The sequence below is a fragment of the Serratia oryzae genome (genome assembly GCF_001976145.1).
Lineage (GTDB): Bacteria > Pseudomonadota > Gammaproteobacteria > Enterobacterales > Enterobacteriaceae > Chania > Chania oryzae.
This window is the reverse complement of record NZ_MOXD01000008.1, coordinates 210,319-228,359: the sequence shown is the minus strand read 5'-3', so window position 1 is coordinate 228,359 and position 18,041 is coordinate 210,319. Positions and strand designations below refer to the sequence as shown.

The 18,041-nt window shown below is 51.9% G+C and carries 17 protein-coding genes and 1 tRNA gene; 11 read left to right on the top strand and 7 right to left on the bottom strand.

All coding sequences use genetic code 11. The features are described 5' to 3' along the window. The first annotated feature begins 19 nt into the window (after positions 1-19). The 7 genes from BMI79_RS15885 to tssE all read left to right on the top strand — a co-directional run bounded on the left by BMI79_RS15885 (position 20) and on the right by tssE (position 7,037). Positions 20-1,372: a PAAR domain-containing protein gene (locus tag BMI79_RS15885; RefSeq protein WP_076943096.1), complete on the top strand. Its 1,353-nt coding sequence runs from the start codon at positions 20-22 to the stop codon at positions 1,370-1,372. Continuing rightward, positions 1,369-1,773: a hypothetical protein gene (locus BMI79_RS23140; protein WP_083704455.1), complete on the top strand. Its 405-nt coding sequence runs from the start codon at positions 1,369-1,371 to the stop codon at positions 1,771-1,773. Before BMI79_RS15885 ends, BMI79_RS23140 begins: the two co-directional genes overlap by 4 nt. A 950-nt stretch (positions 1,774-2,723) precedes the next feature. After that, a complete protein-coding gene (gene tsiR / locus BMI79_RS15875; protein ID WP_125828822.1) occupies positions 2,724-3,212 on the top strand; it encodes an immunity protein TsiR in 489 nt (162 codons plus the stop codon). A gap of 67 nt (positions 3,213-3,279) precedes the next feature. Then, on the top strand, positions 3,280-5,043 hold the full coding sequence (tssF, locus tag BMI79_RS15870; RefSeq protein WP_076943094.1) for a type VI secretion system baseplate subunit TssF: 1,764 nt from the start codon (positions 3,280-3,282) through the stop codon (positions 5,041-5,043). Beyond that, positions 5,007-6,092 (top strand): type VI secretion system baseplate subunit TssG, encoded by a 1,086-nt coding sequence (tssG, locus tag BMI79_RS15865; RefSeq protein WP_076943093.1) that lies wholly within the window; start codon positions 5,007-5,009, stop codon positions 6,090-6,092. The genes tssF and tssG overlap by 37 nt, the downstream gene beginning before the upstream one ends. Beyond that, positions 6,064-6,603, top strand: a complete 540-nt coding sequence (gene tssJ / locus BMI79_RS15860) for a type VI secretion system lipoprotein TssJ (RefSeq protein ID WP_076943092.1) — start codon at positions 6,064-6,066, stop codon at positions 6,601-6,603. The genes tssG and tssJ overlap by 29 nt, the downstream gene beginning before the upstream one ends. Then, complete coding sequence (gene tssE, locus BMI79_RS15855; RefSeq protein ID WP_076943091.1) at positions 6,603-7,037, top strand: type VI secretion system baseplate subunit TssE; 435 nt, start codon at positions 6,603-6,605, stop codon at positions 7,035-7,037. Before tssJ ends, tssE begins: the two co-directional genes overlap by 1 nt. Positions 7,038-7,635: 598 nt before the next feature. Here the strand turns inward: tssE and BMI79_RS15850 are convergent. From BMI79_RS15850 to aspA, 7 genes are all read right to left on the bottom strand, one after another. After that, positions 7,636-8,199, bottom strand: coding sequence for a DUF6538 domain-containing protein (locus BMI79_RS15850; RefSeq protein WP_076943090.1), 564 nt, complete (start codon positions 8,197-8,199; stop codon positions 7,636-7,638). A gap of 129 nt (positions 8,200-8,328) precedes the next feature. After that, positions 8,329-8,404 (bottom strand) — tRNA-Phe (locus BMI79_RS15845). Between the two features lie 142 nt (positions 8,405-8,546). After that, positions 8,547-9,122 (bottom strand): transcriptional regulator, encoded by a 576-nt coding sequence (locus BMI79_RS15840; protein WP_076943089.1) that lies wholly within the window; start codon positions 9,120-9,122, stop codon positions 8,547-8,549. Between the two features lie 60 nt (positions 9,123-9,182). Next, a complete protein-coding gene (locus tag BMI79_RS15835) occupies positions 9,183-10,892 on the bottom strand; it encodes a protein-disulfide reductase DsbD (protein WP_076943088.1) in 1,710 nt (569 codons plus the stop codon). Continuing rightward, positions 10,868-11,191 carry a divalent cation tolerance protein CutA gene (cutA, locus tag BMI79_RS15830; RefSeq protein WP_076943087.1) on the bottom strand — a complete coding sequence of 108 codons (324 nt, stop codon included), beginning with the start codon at positions 11,189-11,191 and terminating at the stop codon, positions 10,868-10,870. The genes BMI79_RS15835 and cutA overlap by 25 nt, the downstream gene beginning before the upstream one ends. Positions 11,192-11,317: 126 nt before the next feature. Continuing rightward, positions 11,318-12,619: an anaerobic C4-dicarboxylate transporter gene (locus BMI79_RS15825; RefSeq protein ID WP_076943086.1), complete on the bottom strand. Its 1,302-nt coding sequence runs from the start codon at positions 12,617-12,619 to the stop codon at positions 11,318-11,320. A gap of 124 nt (positions 12,620-12,743) precedes the next feature. Then, positions 12,744-14,180, bottom strand: coding sequence for an aspartate ammonia-lyase (gene aspA / locus BMI79_RS15820; protein ID WP_076943085.1), 1,437 nt, complete (start codon positions 14,178-14,180; stop codon positions 12,744-12,746). Positions 14,181-14,528: 348 nt separating this feature from the next. Here aspA and BMI79_RS15815 point away from each other — a divergent pair, with 348 nt between their 5' ends. The 4 genes from BMI79_RS15815 (at position 14,529) to BMI79_RS15800 (ending at position 18,032) form a co-directional block, all read left to right on the top strand. After that, entirely contained in the window at positions 14,529-15,020 is a 492-nt protein-coding gene (locus tag BMI79_RS15815; RefSeq protein ID WP_076943084.1) for an FxsA family protein, read from the top strand. A 198-nt stretch (positions 15,021-15,218) separates the two neighbouring features. After that, positions 15,219-15,515, top strand: a complete 297-nt coding sequence (locus BMI79_RS15810; RefSeq protein ID WP_076943083.1) for a co-chaperone GroES — start codon at positions 15,219-15,221, stop codon at positions 15,513-15,515. A 44-nt stretch (positions 15,516-15,559) separates the two neighbouring features. After that, positions 15,560-17,203 (top strand): chaperonin GroEL, encoded by a 1,644-nt coding sequence (groL, locus tag BMI79_RS15805; RefSeq protein ID WP_076943082.1) that lies wholly within the window; start codon positions 15,560-15,562, stop codon positions 17,201-17,203. Between the two features lie 484 nt (positions 17,204-17,687). Next, positions 17,688-18,032, top strand: a complete 345-nt coding sequence (locus BMI79_RS15800) for a DUF4156 domain-containing protein (protein WP_083704454.1) — start codon at positions 17,688-17,690, stop codon at positions 18,030-18,032. Positions 18,033-18,041 lie beyond the last annotated feature (9 nt).

Below are 18,041 nucleotides of genomic sequence, written 5' to 3'. Positions count from 1 at the left end.
ATGATTCAAGGACATTCTCATGGCAAAAGGGCATTACCTGGTCATACAGGATAAGACCACCTGTGGTGGCATTATCACCGAAGGTGACACCACCCACACGCTGTTTGGCAGAGCCATTGCCCGCGAACAGGATCGCGTCACCTGCGGTAAACATCCCGGCATGTTCATCATTGTCGGCCACATCCCGGGGGATTCGGTGATGGGCCGTAAATTTGCCGGTACGTTGCACAGCAAAAGCAGTTGCCCGTGCCAGGCACGTTTTATCCCTTCAATGTTGATGGATACCTATGAACTGACAAGGGCATCATACCCTGCGTCAAGCAAGGAACCCGAACAGCCTGTTCAGCCATCCCAGGTTCAGGAACAGACCCAGCGTGAACCGGTGGACGCAGGTTTTTGTGTCCTGCCTTATGGGGCGACAGCAGAAGGGTTCGAGCCGTGGTTATTCAAGGGAACACCACCAGCAGGCACGAAAGAACTTTACCGTTCACTGAACGGTAACAACCAGTTTAAAGCAGGTTCTATTCTGCTACTGGTTGATCCGTTGAAACAAGACGGCGACCAGATCGCTCATATGCAGAAGGCTAAAGCGCGTGTTGATACCGCATTGGCTCCATTAACACACGAGGAAGCCAATTTCTTACACCGCAATAAAGACACTATAGATCTATTTACCTCACAAGCGAGTTTGTCAGTGGGAGTCGCATCTGAGGCAGCAGGCAAATATTTTGAAAGAGTCGAAAGCATTCTAGCTAAAATTCAAACCACTTATAAAAATCAATATATATCTAGTGGGACACTTATCAGTCAACAGTTCTATGTTGAGAGGAGAGCGTTGTTTAATGAATTGGACAGCGTGCTAACTTCGTTCACAAAACATAAAATAGGTCTAAAAGATTATCCAGACATTAAGCGGGCACTAGGTCTTTCATCGAGTTCAATAATGCACCGTTGGAACCAAACCGGCGTGTCCGATATTGAAGGATATGCGACCTATATGGAGAATGCAGCAAAATATGTAAAAATAATGAAACAGGCGGGCTATGTTGGCATAGGCTTGGATGGCGTTAATCGGTTGGATAAAATTTATGAGGCTTGTACCGTCGGCAGTGATTGTGCCAAAACGACATATACTGAGGTGGGTAGCTTTGCGGGAGGGATCGGGCTTGGATTATGGGTGGGACAACTTGCTGCAACATCCTCCACTGCTGTTTGTTCATTAGTTCTTGGGGCTATTACTGCTGAAGTAGGGGGCGTTGGAATGTTAGCTTGTGGCATTATTTTTACGGGGGCTGTAGGATATGGTAGCAGTGAGGTTGGGGATAAGGTTGGTGGAGCTATTGGAGAAAAAGTTTACGAGGTGACTAAGTGAAAGCATCTATTCTAGACGTAATAATATGTATTATTGGTGGTGGGGCGATGCTTCTTGTTGTCATAGCACCAATTATTTCCTTCCTTAATAAGAAGCGATTTCTCGAAGTATGTCGATTATATGAGCTTGAATTCGGTTTTCTTCCTTTAAGTACTGCTACATTTAAAGATTCTGATATTATCGGATTTAGTGCGGGTTATTGGGTTAAAATGGATTTTATTCTTCGCCCGCTAGTTTTTGGAAAAAGTTCGGGATATAGCAAGAATAATGATGTAGAATTCATAAAAAAGTTACCCGTAAGTATAAGGCGATGGTTTTTGGCTGAGTATCTTTGTATTATGCTGTGTGGCATTGCATTTTTGGTTGCTGGTGTCCTCCTGTATTTTGAGGGGGATATTTAGCTTTTAAATTACTTATATTTGGTGAGTGCTTTGGCAACAAAGTATTTCAGCTAGATAGAAAAAATCATAATATCAAGTCTGTTGATATACTATTTAAATAAACTTGTTTGCTTATGGATTTTTTAGGCGTAGCCGGGAGTCATTTGGGGCAATTGGAAGTTGAATAGGGTATCCTTCTGGAGCTATTAATGGTATCTTGGGGTTAATTAATGAAGAATAAAAAAATATAGAGCCATTTTGATTTTTCTTGCGTTATTGGTGTTTTTTATTAGTCTGGCGATTCCAGTTGTGAATGTATCACTAAGCTACGAGACACTGACAGCTTTAGGGAATAGAGAGTGCTACAATGGTTATGATGCGTTATTAAATGCAATTGATAATATATATTTGTTTGCTTGGGGCGGTTTTTTGATAAGTACGTGCATGATTTTATTATCGAATAAATTCATTAGATAGCAAGCCATGTAATGGAATAAAGATACTGTAACATTGTGTTTATTTTATAAAAAATAAGTTAATTGAAGTATTGAAAAGGCATCTACTCTGACAGGCGACATACTAATGATTGGTTTTTTAAAATGATTAAATACATATCACGATTGATTGTGTGGCTTTCTCCATTTTTTTATTTACACTAATAATCAGCATTGCGCTCATTCTCGTATTGCTGGATGTTAAATACACTTTCGAACCAAATTTAATTGATAAAAAAGAGTGTTTTCTGATCTCTGAGGTATACAGTATAATTTACACATTATATTGGGTTTCGCTCGTTTCATTTACTGTTTTAATTACTGGTGTGGCCTTTTTTTCAATAAGAAAGATAAATAAACTAAAGGCTACCATCGTAACGCTTCGGGAAACTAAAAACACACAATAAAAGTCATAGCTCTCATCATATCAAGTTGCTTTTTTTATATTATGAGTATGGCGGACGAGTGATTTGCAAAATGACTCAGATAATAAAAAACAAAAAAATCACAATGGGCATGCTAAATATAATGTCAATGTTTTTAATCGCTGCATTGGCTTTTATTTTTATTATTTTTAAACTAAAGCCGAGCGTGGTGATCCACAACAATACAGCTCAAAGCATTCATATCTATGTCATGGAAAGGGACCGTTCTAACGATGAACCAAGTGTCCAGGAAGTTGAGCAACTCAAGAAAGTTCGAATTGTAAAGCCTGATGGTGAATTGACTGTCACCCCCTCTCTCGGTTCATTGCTGAAAAGGAGTACTGGGTTGGACATCGGTTGGCGAATAGATAGCCGTACGGAGTCCCCCTCTGGCAGTGGTTCACAAGGGTTTTCGATGGATTCCGAAAATGGTGCATGTCATTATGCTATTCACATACATGAGAGCAAGTCTGAGTGGCAAAAAGAACGGGGTGATTTTTGTACTAAAAAAATCACCCCGTTAAATCAGGAAATAGAATAGAAAAGCTCGTAAAAAATAAATCCTGCTTTAGTCTCTACGAAATATATATTCTTTAATTGAGAATCCTATGGACGACTTAACCCTGCGTTATTTTGACGCCGAAATGCGTTACCTGCGTGAGGCGGGCGAAGAGTTTGCCCGTGCGCACCCCGACCGGGCTGCCGGACTGAATCTGGATAAAGCCGGTGCCCGCGACCCCTATGTGGAACGCCTGTTCGAAGGCTTCGCCTTCCTGATGGGGCGCCTGCGGGAAAAACTCGATGACGACCTGCCGGAACTGACCGAAGGGCTGGTCAGCCTGCTGTGGCCACACTACCTGCGTACCATCCCCTCCCTGTCGATTGTGGAGTTCACTCCGGAATGGCAGGGCATGAAAGAGCGGATGGTGGTCAATAAAGGCTTTGAAGTGCTGTCCCGCCCTATCGGAGAGCGGGCGACGCGCTGCCGTTACACCACCACGCAGGATATCGAACTGCTGCCGCTCACCCTGAACCGCGCGGTGCTGGATACCGAGCCGGATGGCCGTTCGGTGATCCGCCTGCGCTTTCACTGCGGTGAACTGGCCGACTGGAGCAGCATCAATCTGCGCCATCTGCCGCTCTATTTTGATGCCGATGCGCCACTGGCCTGCGCCTTGCACGAAGCCTTTACCCTCAATACGGCCAAATTGTGGCTACGTCTGCCGGGCCAGGCCGATCGTCAGCCGCTGGATGCGTTCTTTGCCCCGCAGGGCTTTGGTGAGCAGGATACCCTGTGGCCGAAAGGCGACAGCGCCTTCAGCGGCTATCAGTTGCTGCTGGAGTATTTCACCTTCCGCGAGAAGTTCATGTTTGTCGCGCTGACCGGGCTGGATTCCGTGGAGCTACCGGCAGAGCTGGCCTGGTTTGAAATCGATGTGGTGCTGGAGAAACGCTGGGAGCACGACTTCTCGTTCTCGGAAAAACACCTGCGCCTGCACTGTGTGCCGGTCATCAACCTGTTCCCGCTGGAGTCAGACCCGCTGTCGCTCTCCTCGTTACAGACCGAATACCTGCTGCGCCCGATGCGCGTGCAGGACGGTTATACCGAGATTTACTCGGTAGACGCGGTGATTTCCTCCAAACATTCCGGTCACCAGGTGTATGTGCCGTTCACCAGCTTCCGCCACAAGGGTGGCATGTTGCGCCACGACGCGCCGGAATATTACTACCATACGCGCGTCAAACGCGGGCCGTCGGGCCTGCACGATACCTGGCTGATATTGGGCGGCGAGGCGTTTGATAACCACCAGGTGCCGGAGAACGAAAACCTGTCCCTGAGCCTGACCGGCACCAATGGGCAACTGCCGCGTAAATCGCTGCAAAGCACCGTGCTGGACACCGCAGTGAAATCCACGGGGGCCAATGTGCGGATACGCAACCTGTCTGCGCCGACGATGCCCTGTTACCCACCGAACCGTGACCGTTTCCACTGGCGGGTGCTGAGCCATCTGGGCAGCAGCTTCCTGTGGATGATGGACAGTGCCGACGTGTTGCGTGGTACGCTGGCCCTGTACGACTGGACGGAAAGTGAAATGAACCGCCGTCGGCTGGAGGCCATCGTCGAGGTGAAACACAGCGAGATTGAGCGTTTTGAACGCGGCTATCTGCTGCGTGGGGTGCATATCGAAATCACCCTCGACAGCAACGGGTTCGCTGGTACCGGTGATATCTGTCTGTTCGGTGAAATGCTCAGCCGCTTCTTTGCGCTGTATACCGACATTCATCTGTTTAACCGTCTGACTCTGATACTGCAACCGACAGGAGAACGCCTGGAATGGGAAGAGAATCACACCCGCCGCATCCCCGGCTGACCGCCAGGCTGGAGCGGGACATCGGACGTATTAACTTCTACCGTTTCTGCCAGTTGCTGGAGCAACCCGGCACGCCACCGCTCGGCAGCACCGCCAACCCGGCGGATGACCCGGTACGTTTTCGGCCGTGGCCGGGGATGGGGTTCCCGGTCAGCGAGCTGAAAGCGCTGGAAACGGATGCGGAACATCCAGACGCGCCCCCCACCGTACGCACCACCTTTATGGGGCTGTACGGCGTCGACTCACCGCTGCCCACCGCCTATATCGACGATATCACCCAGCAGCGTGAAGGGCATGAAGCGCTGGAAGGCTTCCTCGATATCTTCAACCACCGGTTCATGACGCAGTTTTACCGCATCTGGCGTAAGTATTCTTATCCGGCAACCTTTGAATCCGGCGGCAAAGACCCCACCTCTCAAAGCCTGCTAGGCCTGATTGGCATGGGGATCCCCGGCACGCAACAACATTTTGCTACCCCCACCTCGCGCTTTCTGGCGTTGCTGGGGGTGATGCGGCAACCGGGCAGAACCGCCGAAGGCGTTCAGGCGCTGGTGCGCTTGCTGGCACCGGACACACAGGCGGAGGTGACGCCCCATTGCCTGCGGACGGTGCGGATTGATTCCCCGATGACTTTTGCCGATGAGGGCGCGAACTGGCTGGATGGCTATCAGGTATTGGGGGATGAAGCCACCGATGCTAACAGCCAACTGCTGATTTCCCTGCGCACCGGGAACCGCGACGAGGCCCGTGACTGGTTACCCGAAGGGGCGCTGTATGCCGATTTTCTGGTATTGTTGCGGGTGTATCTGGGATGGCGTTACACCGCCCGCATTCAACTGACGGTGCCCACGCATCTGCTGCCTGCCATGGTGTTGGGTGAGGCACCGATAAGGTTGGGGCTGACAGGTGTGCTGGGGCTGGATGACCAGAGCCCGTCGGACGATATGCCTGATTATTTTACCGTAGAACTGGGCCATTACCGTGGTATGGCTCCTGATAGGCCTCAAGAAGGAACGCGACGTGTTATTAACTACCGCCTTGAAAAATAAAATCGGATTGGTGGCATTGGCTGTATTGTTGAGCGGCTGTGGGTTGACGCAGACGGTGACGGACGGCACCGTGTCGGCGACGAAATCGCTGTTTTATAAACAGGTGAAAGTCCTGCATCTGGATTTCACCGCCCGTGAAGCGCTGAACACCGACGCACGCGAAGAGAACTCCGCCTCTGAACCGGTGCTGGTGCGGGTGTATCAGTTGCGCGATGATAAGATTTTCCATAAAACGGTGTATCAGCAACTGGCGGGGGACGGGGATGGCACCCTGAAAGACGATCTGCTGGCCAGCCGCAGCGTGGTAGTCAAACCCGGCACCGCGGCCTCGCTGGACATGCCGATGGAGAAGGAGGCAAAGTTTGTTGCCGTGGTCGGCCTGTTCCGCCATCCGGATATGGAAAAGAACCACTGGCGTCTGCTCCTGACCCGCGAGGATTTAGACCCCGATAAACCACGTACCATTGAGTTGAGCAATAACGGCCTGACGCTACGGGCGGAGAAAAAGTGATGCCACACCGCCACGCGCCTTCACTGTATGAGCAACTGCTGGGCAATTTCGCCAGCGGTCTCGACTTGCACGCGGTCAGCGAAGAGGAGCAGGTCATCCTGTCGGTCCTCGACAACATGCAGCGTATCCTAAACTGTCGCGCGGGGACGCTTAGCCACCTGCCGGATTACGGCCTGCCAGACATGAGCAAAATCCTGCAGGGCATGCCCGGTACGGCGCACTCCCTGTTGGTCACTCTCTCCGATACCCTGCTGAAATATGAGCCTCGCCTGAAAAGCCTGACCGTGGTGCTGCTGCCGCAAACGACGCCGGGGCATCTGGAATACGGCATTGATGCCGAGTTGAAAGGGTGCGGACTCGTGCGCTTTGGTACTGCGTTTATGCCGGAAGGTCAGGTCATTGTCCGTCACCTAAAGCAGCAGAACTACGTCTGAGCTTCCTCTCTTCATGACATTATCCCGTGATACATGGATAAAATTGCAGGAAAAAGCGCCATGACTTCACTTCCCGTCTGGTTCACTGCCTGAAATTCAGACTTGGGGTTGTGTAAAATTTAATCGACCCAGCCAGCTTTTTAGACGGCATAATTGCTGTTCGGGACTGCATTTTTATGTATGAGCAGATCGTAGTTGACGGAAAAATAGAGTGTTTTAAGAACTTTCTTGGCAACGCGACCACAGAAACATGTAGTGATACTAGGCCATCCTGCAAGAAGGAGATCGCCTTTAGCCATCGGTTGGATACACTGGATTAGCGAGTTTGGAGTTTTACGCTGGAACTTCTGCATGAAAATTATCACGCGGCACCAGCATTCAACGCTTTTCTTAAGTTTTCCTAACAGTTCTACGGATAGGCGAGGGCATGACTCTTTCCAAGAACCGAATGCATTAGAGGTGTACATTCGGTTCGATAAGCGCGGTGTGTAAAAAGGATTCGTAGGTTTCCGTCTGATAGACAAGTGGACGTCTGTACCAAGAACCCTACTGCTGCACCGATTTCACAAGGCGGTAACCCACAATAGCAACAGGCGTGTTAAATCCCAAACGGTGGCCCAGGGCAAAATCCAGCGATTTGCCAAAGATTGTGGTCTGAACGCGAAACCATCTCATAAGGCTCTAGAGCTTCATCCAGCTCTATGGTCATCAGTTTGCAGATGGATTCGTCTCGTTCTGCCCGCCATGTTTCTGACTTGTAGCCGGGCTTACGTTCGCGGTCTTCCAGCCAGTCGTGAATGATGTCGTTTTCCGGCGAGTGGAACATTCCTGTTTTACCACCGAGAACATCTTCAACGAGGTATCGCGCCCGGATTCGCTCGTCATTCTGCATGGTACGTGAAGCCCATACACCAGCGATCATCTCGATATCGGCATCAGTTAAGGACTCTTCCGCTTCAAGCTGCTTTTCTGCCAGCCTGAGCATCATGTCGATCTGAATGATTTTTGCGAGTGCACGTTCTATGGCCTCCCTCACGTCTTTGGTATCAAGGGTGAACTTGATCTCACGTTTATTGAGGATGCCTTGCAGGTGCCTAGGGACGGCTTTACGGAGGATGTAAACGCTGAAACGGTTCTTTGTTGGTTGTATCATAGTGCTCATTTTGTACCACCTTTCTGTACCACCGGGAAGCGGGGCCAGAGGAAAGTAAAAAAAGGTAATTACTGATAAACCAACAAGTTGTTGACTCAGAAAGCAAAAACCCCCGCCTAAGCGAGGGTTTGAAATGAGTGGTGCCCGGACTCGGAATCGAACCAAGGACACGGGGATTTTCAATCCCCTGCTCTACCGACTGAGCTATCCGGGCAACGGGGCGCATTAAACCGTATTGGCCGTGCGGCGTCAACGGCTTTGTGGCAAAAAATACGAAAACAGCGTTAATTGCTGGCTTTTCAGTCAAAACGCGTGGAATTCAGCCTCTGCGATCACAACAGGCACATGCGGTTGCCTTAACTCAGCGCACCATACTTGCGGCATTGAGCAATTTTTAAAATATCTTCTGCTAACCGCTTGGCAACGGAGACATCCTGTAACTGCCTTTTTATCAGCAGCTTGCTTAAACAGCCTTCCTGCACCAGCTCCATCTGCTGTGCCACGGCATCAGCGTCGTCCGCTTCCATTTCGCGTAGCAGGTCGCGGGTGAAATCCAACGAGGTCTGTTTCTGTTGTTCTGCCAATTGGTGAATCGGGTGATCGGGGGCCGGAAAGAAACTGCAGGCAGCAATAAACAAACAGCCCGGGTAGCGTTCATTGCGTACATGCTCGGCCAACACGTCATAGCGCGCCAACAGCTTTTGCTGTGGGCTGCGTGTTTCATCAAGCAGCAACTGGCGGCGCCAGGTATCTATCTGTTGGCTGTGATAACGCAGGCAGTCATACAGCAGCGCTTCACGATCCGGCCAGAACGGTTTCATATCGCTGAGTTGTACACCTAACTTCTCTGTCAGCATTTCCAAGGTGGTGGTCGCCAGGCCTTGCTTTTCCAACAGCTCCAACGCGGTATCGAGAACCTGTTCACGTTGCATTTATGCTCCCTCCCAAAAATGTTCTTAACCTGAATATATCTGTCGTCTGCGCTACAGCAATTACGGTCGGTTCACGATCTGCTGCAAGTGTGCGCTGAACGCCGATGCATTCATAAAACCGGTCACGCGGGCAGCCGGTAGCTCCTCACCTGTCTGGTTAAAAAACAGGATGGTGGGCAGGCCCAGAACCTGTAAATGTTTGAGTAGCGCTACCTGCTCGGCATTATTGGCAGTTACGTCGGCCTGTAACAGCACCATACTGGCCAATTGCGATTGCACCGCGGGATCGCTGAAGGTGTACTTTTCAAACTCTTTGCAGGCAACGCACCAGTCTGCATACAGATCCAGCATAACGGGTTTTCCCTGTGCTTGCCGCAGCGCCAGGTTAAGTTGCTCAACATTATTGATACGGGTGAAGATTGGGTGTGGCCGAGCGGCCTGCTGCGCTGCGGCGGAACTGCCAAATGCCCAGTCCTGCAATGGACGAGCGGCGATCACCAGCACAACCAGTAACACTAGCTGCATGATGCGTGCCCAACCACGGGACGACTTCAGGCTCAGCACGAACGCCCAGCCAAAGAACGCGACGCCGAGCAGGCTCCACAGGCGCAGCCCCCAAACTTCACCCATCACCCGTTCAAGCAGGAACACCGGCAGCGCCAGGATCACAAAGCCAAAGGCTTCTTTGACGTATTGCATCCAGGGACCGCTGCGTGGCAATAGACGGTTACCGAACAGCGTGACGAGCACCAGCGGCAGGCCCATGCCCAAAGCATAAAGATATAGCGTGCCGCCACCGGCCCACATATTGCCGCTTTGGGCGATGTACAGCAGGATCGCGCTGAGCGGGGCGGTGGTGCAGGGGGAACAGATTAGCCCGGCCAATGCGCCCATCATGAATACGCCCGCCAGCGATCCGCCTTGCTGGGTGTTGCTCCAGCTTGCCAGCCGCGTTTGCAGTGAGGAGGGCAGTTGCAGGGAATAGCAGCCGAACATGGAGAAAGCCAAGGCAACAAACAGTAACGACAGCCCAATCAGCACGTAAGGGTGTTGCAGCGCGGCCTGGAACTGCAGCCCGGCGGCGGCAACCACCAGGCCAAGCAAGGTATAGGTGAGCGCCATTCCCTGTACATACACCACCGCCAGCACCAGGATCCGCCCGCTGCTGTGTGGCCGTTCACGGCCGAGAATGATGCCGGAAATCAGCGGATACATCGGCAATACGCAAGGGGTGAAAGCAATGCCGATCCCCAGCAGCAAAGCCCACAGCGGTGAGAACGGCAGGTTGGCTGGCACCGTTTCGGCCGGAGTGGCGGCTTGCGTGGCCGCAGCCACGGCGCTGAGTGGGATCACGCGGGTTTCTGGCGGGTAACAGAAACCGGCGGCGGCACAGCCTTGATACGTCACGCTCAGGCTACCGCTGGCGTCGGCCCGCAGTAATGGGATGTTCAGCGTCAGCTGCTGCTTGAAAATCGCCGTCTCGCCAAAGAACTCGTCTTTGTGCGCCAACCCGGCAGGCAGCTCAAACTGGCCGAGCGTTGCCTGTTGCGGAACCAGTTTGATTTGCTGGCGATACAGGTAATAACCTGGCCGGATCTGCCAGTTCAGGGTCAACTGGTTGGCTTGCTGTTTAAAATCGAAGGTGAACGCCTGATCGACAGGCACGAACGGGTTACCGCCGCTTTGGCCGAACAGCGAGGCCTGAACTGGTTGCGGCAGGAAAAACAGGCTGCAGAGCAGCAATATCAGCTTAATGAGGCGTTGATCCATGACAGGTAATCTTTATCTCCAGCCATCACCGGCAACACCAACAACTCGGGCGTTTGATACGGATGATGTTGTTTCAGGTAGGCGAGCAAGGCTTGCTGATGCTGACGATCGCTTTTGAACAGCATCTGCACTTCATATTCCTGTTCCAGTTTCCCTTCCCAGTAGTATAGCGAGGATGCGCCGGGCAGCAGCGTGGCGCAGGCTGCCAGTTTCTCCCCCAGCACGCGTGCCGCCAGGTCTTGCGCGGTCGCTTCATCGGGTGTGGTACAGAGTATGACGATAGCTTCGCAATCGGACATCTTCAGCCCCTCTCAACCAGATTATCAACAGGGCACTATACCCTGAAGCCAGCCTGGCTAGAAGGCGAGTTTATCACCAACGGGGAAATGAGTGGGGAGAAGCGGGGCCGCAGCCCCGCCTGAGGATTACAGAATAACGCTGCCAATCAGGAAGCCGAACACCACCGCGAACACCACGCCCAAGGTGCCGGGAATGAAGAACGGATGGTTAAACACAAAGCGCCCGATGCGCGTAGTGCCGGTATCGTCCATCTGCACCGCCGCGACCAATGTTGGGTAGGTTGGCAGAATGAACAGGCCGGAAACGGCAGCAAAGGAGGCGATGGCGGTCAGCGGCGTGACGTTCAGCGCCAGCGCCATTGGCATCAGCGCCTTGGCGGTTGCCGCCTGAGAGTACAGCAGCGCAGAGCAGAAGAAGAAGATCACTGCCAGCAGCCAAGGGTGTGACTGGATGACGGTACCCGCAGTCTCTTTGATCCAGTCGAGGTTGGCCTGCACGAAGGTATCACCCAGCCAGGCGACGCCCAGAATACAGATACAGGCGCTCATCCCGGCTTTGAAGGTGCTGGAATTCAGCACCAGATCGGTGTCGACGCGGCACAGAATGGTAGTCAGGGTGGCCACGCTCAGCATGATGATCAGAATGGCGTTAGTGGTGTTCATCAGCGGTGTTGCCACCAGGCCCATGCTTGGGCTGTTGATGATGGCATAAGCCACCACGCACAGTACGCCCGCCAGGAACAGCAGTACCGACATTTTGGCCCGTGGTTTAATCTCCATAACCTGGTCACCGCGCAGGGTGATTAGGCCTTCTTCGAAGCGTTTTTGATAGACCGGATCGTCAGACAGCTTGGAGTCAAACAACCAGGTAACCAGCAGTGACATCAGCAGCACTGCGAGGAAGGTGGAAGGAATGACCACCATGAGGAGGTGCAGATAGCTCACCCCGTGCCCTTCCATCACCGAAGACATGTAAACCACTGCGGCGGAGATTGGCGAGGCGGTAATGGCGATCTGCGCAGAAACCACGGCGGTAGACAGCGGGCGGCAAGGCTTGATGCCCTGCTCTTTGGCCACTTCGGCAATTACCGGCAGTGCGGAGAGGGAGATATTACCGGTGCCGGCAAAGATGGTCAGAAAATAGGTGACGATCGGTGCCAGAATGGTGATGTATTTTGGGTTCTTGCGCAGCAGTTTTTCGGTTTGCTGCACCAGATAATCCATCCCGCCAGCCACCTGCATGGCGGCGATCGCGGCAATCACCGCCATAATGATAGAAATAACGTCGAAAGGAATGCTGCCTGGTTTGACGCCAATCATCGCCAGCACCAGCACCCCAAGGCCCCCTGCAAAGCCGATGCCGATGCCGCCTAGCCTAGCTCCCAGGAAGATGGCCAGCAGAACGATCACTAACTCCACGACTAACATAGTGTTTACCCCTTAAAGTGAAGAATTTATGAAAACAGAAAGTTAATAAGTTGTGGAAGCCGGAAAGAAAAAAGGCACGCTATCCAAAGGATTAGCGTGCCTTTCAGGCTACCGGATGTGCCTATTATTGTTCATTTTCATCTGTATAACGTTTCGCTTTATAGGCTGGGTGCATCAGGTTCTGCACAGAGAAAATATCATCCAGCTCAGCTTCGGTGAGTAGCCCGCGCTCCAGCACCACTTCACGCACGCTCTTACCGGTTTCAGCACAAATCTTGCCGACAATGTCACCGTTATGGTGGCCAATGAATGGGTTCAGATAGGTCACGATACCGATAGAGTTGAACACGTAGTGCTCACACACTTCTTTATTCGCGGTAATACCATTAATGCATTTTTCCAGCAGGTTGTAACAGGCGTTGGTCAGGATGTGGATTGACTCAAACATGGCCTGGCCGATCACCGGTTCCATCACGTTCAACTGCAACTGGCCCGCTTCGGCCGCCATGGTAACGCAAGTATCGTTACCGATCACCTTAAAGCACACCTGATTCACCACTTCTGGGATCACCGGGTTCACTTTGGCTGGCATGATAGAGGAACCGGCCTGCAGCTCAGGCAGGTTGATTTCATTCAGGCCAGCGCGCGGGCCGGAAGACAGCAGGCGCAGGTCGTTACAGATCTTAGAAAGCTTCACTGCCAGACGTTTCAGCGCGCTGTGCACCATCACGTAAGCACCGCAGTCGGAGGTGGCTTCGATCAGGTCTTCGGCAGGAACCACCGGCAGGTTACTGACTTCTGCCAGTTTCTGCACGGCCAGTTGCTGGTAGCCTTCCGGGGTGTTCAGCGCAGTACCGATCGCCGTAGCACCCAGGTTGACTTCCAGCAGCAATTCCGCTGTGCGGTGCAGGTTGCGGGTTTCTTCATTCAATAGCACGCTGAACGCACGGAACTCCTGGCCCAGTGTCATTGGCACCGCGTCCTGCAACTGGGTACGGCCCATCTTCAGGATGGTTTCGAACTCTTTAGCCTTGCGATCAAAGCCTTCACGCAGTTGGTTGATGGCGTCGATCAGTTTCTGATTGGATGCGTATACCGCAATACGGAAGCCGGTAGGGTAGGCATCGTTGGTGGATTGGCATTTGTTGAGATGATCGTTCGGGTTCAGGTATTGATATTCACCCTTTTGGTGGCCCATTAACTCCAGGCCGATATTCGCCAGAACTTCGTTGGTGTTCATGTTCAGTGAGGTGCCAGCACCGCCCTGAAACACATCCACCGGGAATTGGTCCATGCATTTGCCTTTATCCAGCACTTCATCACAGGCCTGGATGATGGTATCGGCGATTTTGCGTGGAATGGTTTTTAGCTCTTTATTGGCCATTGCCGCGGCTTTTTTTACCATTACCATGCCGCGTACAAACTCTGGAACGTCGCTGATTTTACTGTTGCTGATGTAGAAGTTTTCAATCGCACGCAGAGTATGAACACCATAGTAGGCTTCTGCGGGGACTTCACGTGTTCCTAACAGGTCTTCTTCGATACGAATGTTGTTTGACATGAGAACCTTCTCTATGTTGCTGCCGAATTAATTATTTGCTTGTTAACGAAATTATGTTGCCGAGAGCTTCAAGTGCGGAAGTATTGACCGCATCGATTGTTACAACCCAGATCATATGCTGCTTGGTAATAAATGAATGAACGCAGATCACTATCTGGTGTTTCAGAAAACCAGAGCTTTTGCGTTCTGTGATCTGTTTCACGCTTAATAACTTTAGTAAAAAAAATCTGGCTGGTTGAAATAACGCGCGGCAGGCCCCATTCTAGAAGGGTTAGCCTGTTGCAGGCTCCATTACTGCGCGTATGCACCACCGGGTGGGTATGCCGACTCTACTGATAGGAGAACCCGGTGCGCTTGTTACCGTTACTGTTGATATTTCTGTTTGCCTACATAGAGATATCGTTATTTATCAAAGTGGCAGCTGTGCTTGGCGTGGCCGTCACCCTGCTGCTGGTGGTGTTTACCTCTTGCGTAGGGGTTTCTCTGGTGCGTAATCAGGGAATGAAAACCTTCATCCAGATGCAGCAAAAGCTGGCAGCAGGTGAAAGCCCGGCGGCAGAGATGGTGAAAAGCGTTTCTCTGGTGCTGGCCGGATTTTTGCTGCTGGTGCCGGGTTTTTTCACCGATTTCCTCGGTTTGCTGCTGTTGCTGCCGCCAGTGCAGAAATCCCTGACGTTGAAGCTGATGCCGCATCTTTCTGTCTATCGTTCCGCAAGGTGGAGCCAGGGCGGCGGTGCCGCCAATGGCAACACCTTCGATGGTGAGTTCCAGCGTAAAGACGATGAGCGCTACACGCTGGATCACCAACCGGACGATCGTAACAAACCTGACGATCGCTAAGTGAATTCCCTAAGCGCGGCCATCTTGGCCGCGTTTTTGCTAGCAGCGCCAGCAATCTCTGCCATCAAAACAAAAATTTTTTTGATCTTGCCCCTTGAAGAGGGATGGAACGCCCCCATTTCAAATCCCACGAGGCCGGTATGATAACCGGTGAACAACCCTAAATCTGATAGAGACCTTCTTACAGGAGAGCGTTCAATGAGTATTCGTCCATTGCATGACCGCGTTATCGTCAAGCGCAAAGAAGTTGAATCAAAATCTGCTGGCGGCATCGTTCTGACTGGCTCTGCAGCGGGTAAATCCACTCGTGGTGAAGTTGTAGCAGTAGGTAAAGGACGTGTTCTGGAAAGTGGCAGCATTCAGCCGCTGGATGTGAAAGTAGGTGATATCGTAATTTTCAACGACGGTTACGGCGTGAAAGCAGAGAAGATCGACAATGAAGAAGTGTTGATCATGTCCGAAAGCGACATTCTGGCAATTGTGGAAGCGAAATAACGCTTTATATCTTTCTGAACTGAACGAGTTGAAGGGAAATACCAATGGCAGCTAAAGACGTAAAATTTGGCAATGATGCTCGCGTGAAGATGCTCCGCGGTGTGAATATTCTTGCTGATGCAGTAAAAGTGACCCTGGGCCCGAAAGGCCGCAACGTAGTGCTGGATAAATCCTTCGGCGCGCCTTCCATCACTAAAGATGGCGTATCCGTTGCTCGTGAAATCGAACTGGAAGACAAATTCGAGAACATGGGCGCACAAATGGTGAAAGAAGTTGCCTCTAAAGCGAACGATGCTGCGGGCGACGGCACCACTACTGCCACCGTACTGGCTCAATCCATCATCACCGAAGGCCTGAAAGCCGTCGCTGCTGGCATGAACCCGATGGATCTGAAGCGCGGTATCGATAAAGCCGTTATCGCTGCGGTTGAAGAACTGAAAAAACTGTCCGTACCTTGCTCTGATTCCAAAGCCATTGCTCAGGTAGGCACCATCTCTGCAAACTCCGACGACACCGTGGGTAAACTGATTGCAGAAGCCATGGAAAAAGTGGGCAAAGAAGGCGTGATCACCGTTGAAGAAGGCACTGGCCTGCAAGACGAGCTGGACGTGGTTGAAGGTATGCAATTTGACCGTGGCTACCTGTCTCCTTACTTCATCAACAAGCCAGAAACCGGTTCTATCGAACTGGAAAGCCCGTTCATCCTGCTGGCTGACAAAAAAGTTTCCAACATCCGTGAAATGCTGCCCGTGCTGGAAGCCGTTGCTAAAGCCGGTAAACCATTGCTGATCATCGCTGAAGACGTTGAAGGCGAAGCGCTGGCAACTCTGGTGGTCAACACCATGCGTGGCATCGTGAAAGTGGCGGCGGTTAAGGCACCTGGCTTCGGCGACCGTCGTAAAGCCATGCTGCAGGATATCGCTACCCTGACTGCCGGTACCGTGATCTCTGAAGAAATCGGTCTGGAGCTGGAAAAAGCCACTCTGGAAGATCTGGGCCAGGCAAAACGCGTTGTGATCAACAAAGACACCACCATCATCATCGATGGCGTGGGTGACGAGAAGACCATTCAGGGCCGCGTGACTCAGATCCGTCAGCAGATCGAAGAAGCGACTTCTGACTATGATCGTGAAAAACTGCAGGAGCGTGTTGCTAAACTGGCTGGCGGCGTTGCCGTTATTAAAGTTGGCGCAGCCACTGAAGTTGAAATGAAAGAGAAGAAAGCCCGCGTTGAAGATGCCCTGCACGCGACCCGTGCTGCGGTTGAAGAAGGCGTGGTTGCCGGTGGTGGCGTAGCGCTGATCCGCGTAGCGGGTAAAATCGCTAACCTGAAAGGCGACAACGAAGACCAGAACGTGGGGATCAAAGTGGCCCTGCGTGCAATGGAAGCCCCACTGCGCCAGATCGTGATCAACGCCGGTGAAGAAGCTTCTGTAATCGCCAACAACGTGAAAGCGGGCGAAGGCAGCTACGGCTACAACGCCTACACTGAAGAATACGGCGACATGATCGCGATGGGTATCCTGGATCCAACCAAAGTGACCCGTTCTGCGCTGCAGTACGCGGCATCTGTGGCTGGCCTGATGATCACCACCGAGTGCATGGTGACCGATCTGCCGAAAGAAGATAAGGCTGACATGGGCGCTGCAGGTATGGGCGGCATGGGTGGCATGGGCGGCATGATGTAATCCTCCCCCACTCTTTTGTGTGTTGAAAACCCCGGTCAGAGATGGCCGGGGTTTTTTTATCTCTCTAATTCCCTCATTTAGCCAATCAGGATGAGTTTATTTTCTGTTCGGCATAAACACTTGCTCAGCCAGACCGATATTAACCATACCGATGAAAGGACGGTTTCTTTTTGCGATCGATGTTAGTGGAGAGGATCACCCAGATGGAGCAGGTGGCGACGACGGCGGCTGAATGGGTGTGAGGTTGTCTGAGGCCTGCGGTTGAATGCGGGTTTTGATTTTGCGAGCGCTGCCGCACCGTATTGGATGATATTTTTGCAGACCGGGCTGATTTAGCGTGTAAACTGAGGGCTTATTGGTCGTTGCTTAGGGGGCTGAACAGGCATCAGTGGCAACGGATGCTTAAAAACGATACCCACCGTCGGGTATATTTACCCTTACCGATCAGCTTTTGCTTAATTCTCAACATCATATGGGGAACAAAATGCGGATTAAAGCCTTACTGGGTCTATCAGCAGCATTGCTGCTGGCAGGTTGCAGCAGCTCTAATGAACTGACCGCCGCAGGTCAGCAAATCAAATTCACCGACACCAAACCGGCTGCCGAATGCCAGTTGATGGGCGAAGTGACCGGTTCGCAGAGTAACTGGCTGTCGGGTTCCGGCGGTGAAGGCAGCTCAATGCGCGGTGCCGCTAACGATCTGCGCAACAAAGCGGCGGCCATGGGGGGTAACGTGATTTATGGGGCGAGCAGCCCAAGCCAGAACCTGCTCTCAAGTTTTGCGCCGCTCGACAGCAAAATGGTCGGCCAGGTTTATAAGTGTCCATGATGCGCACTC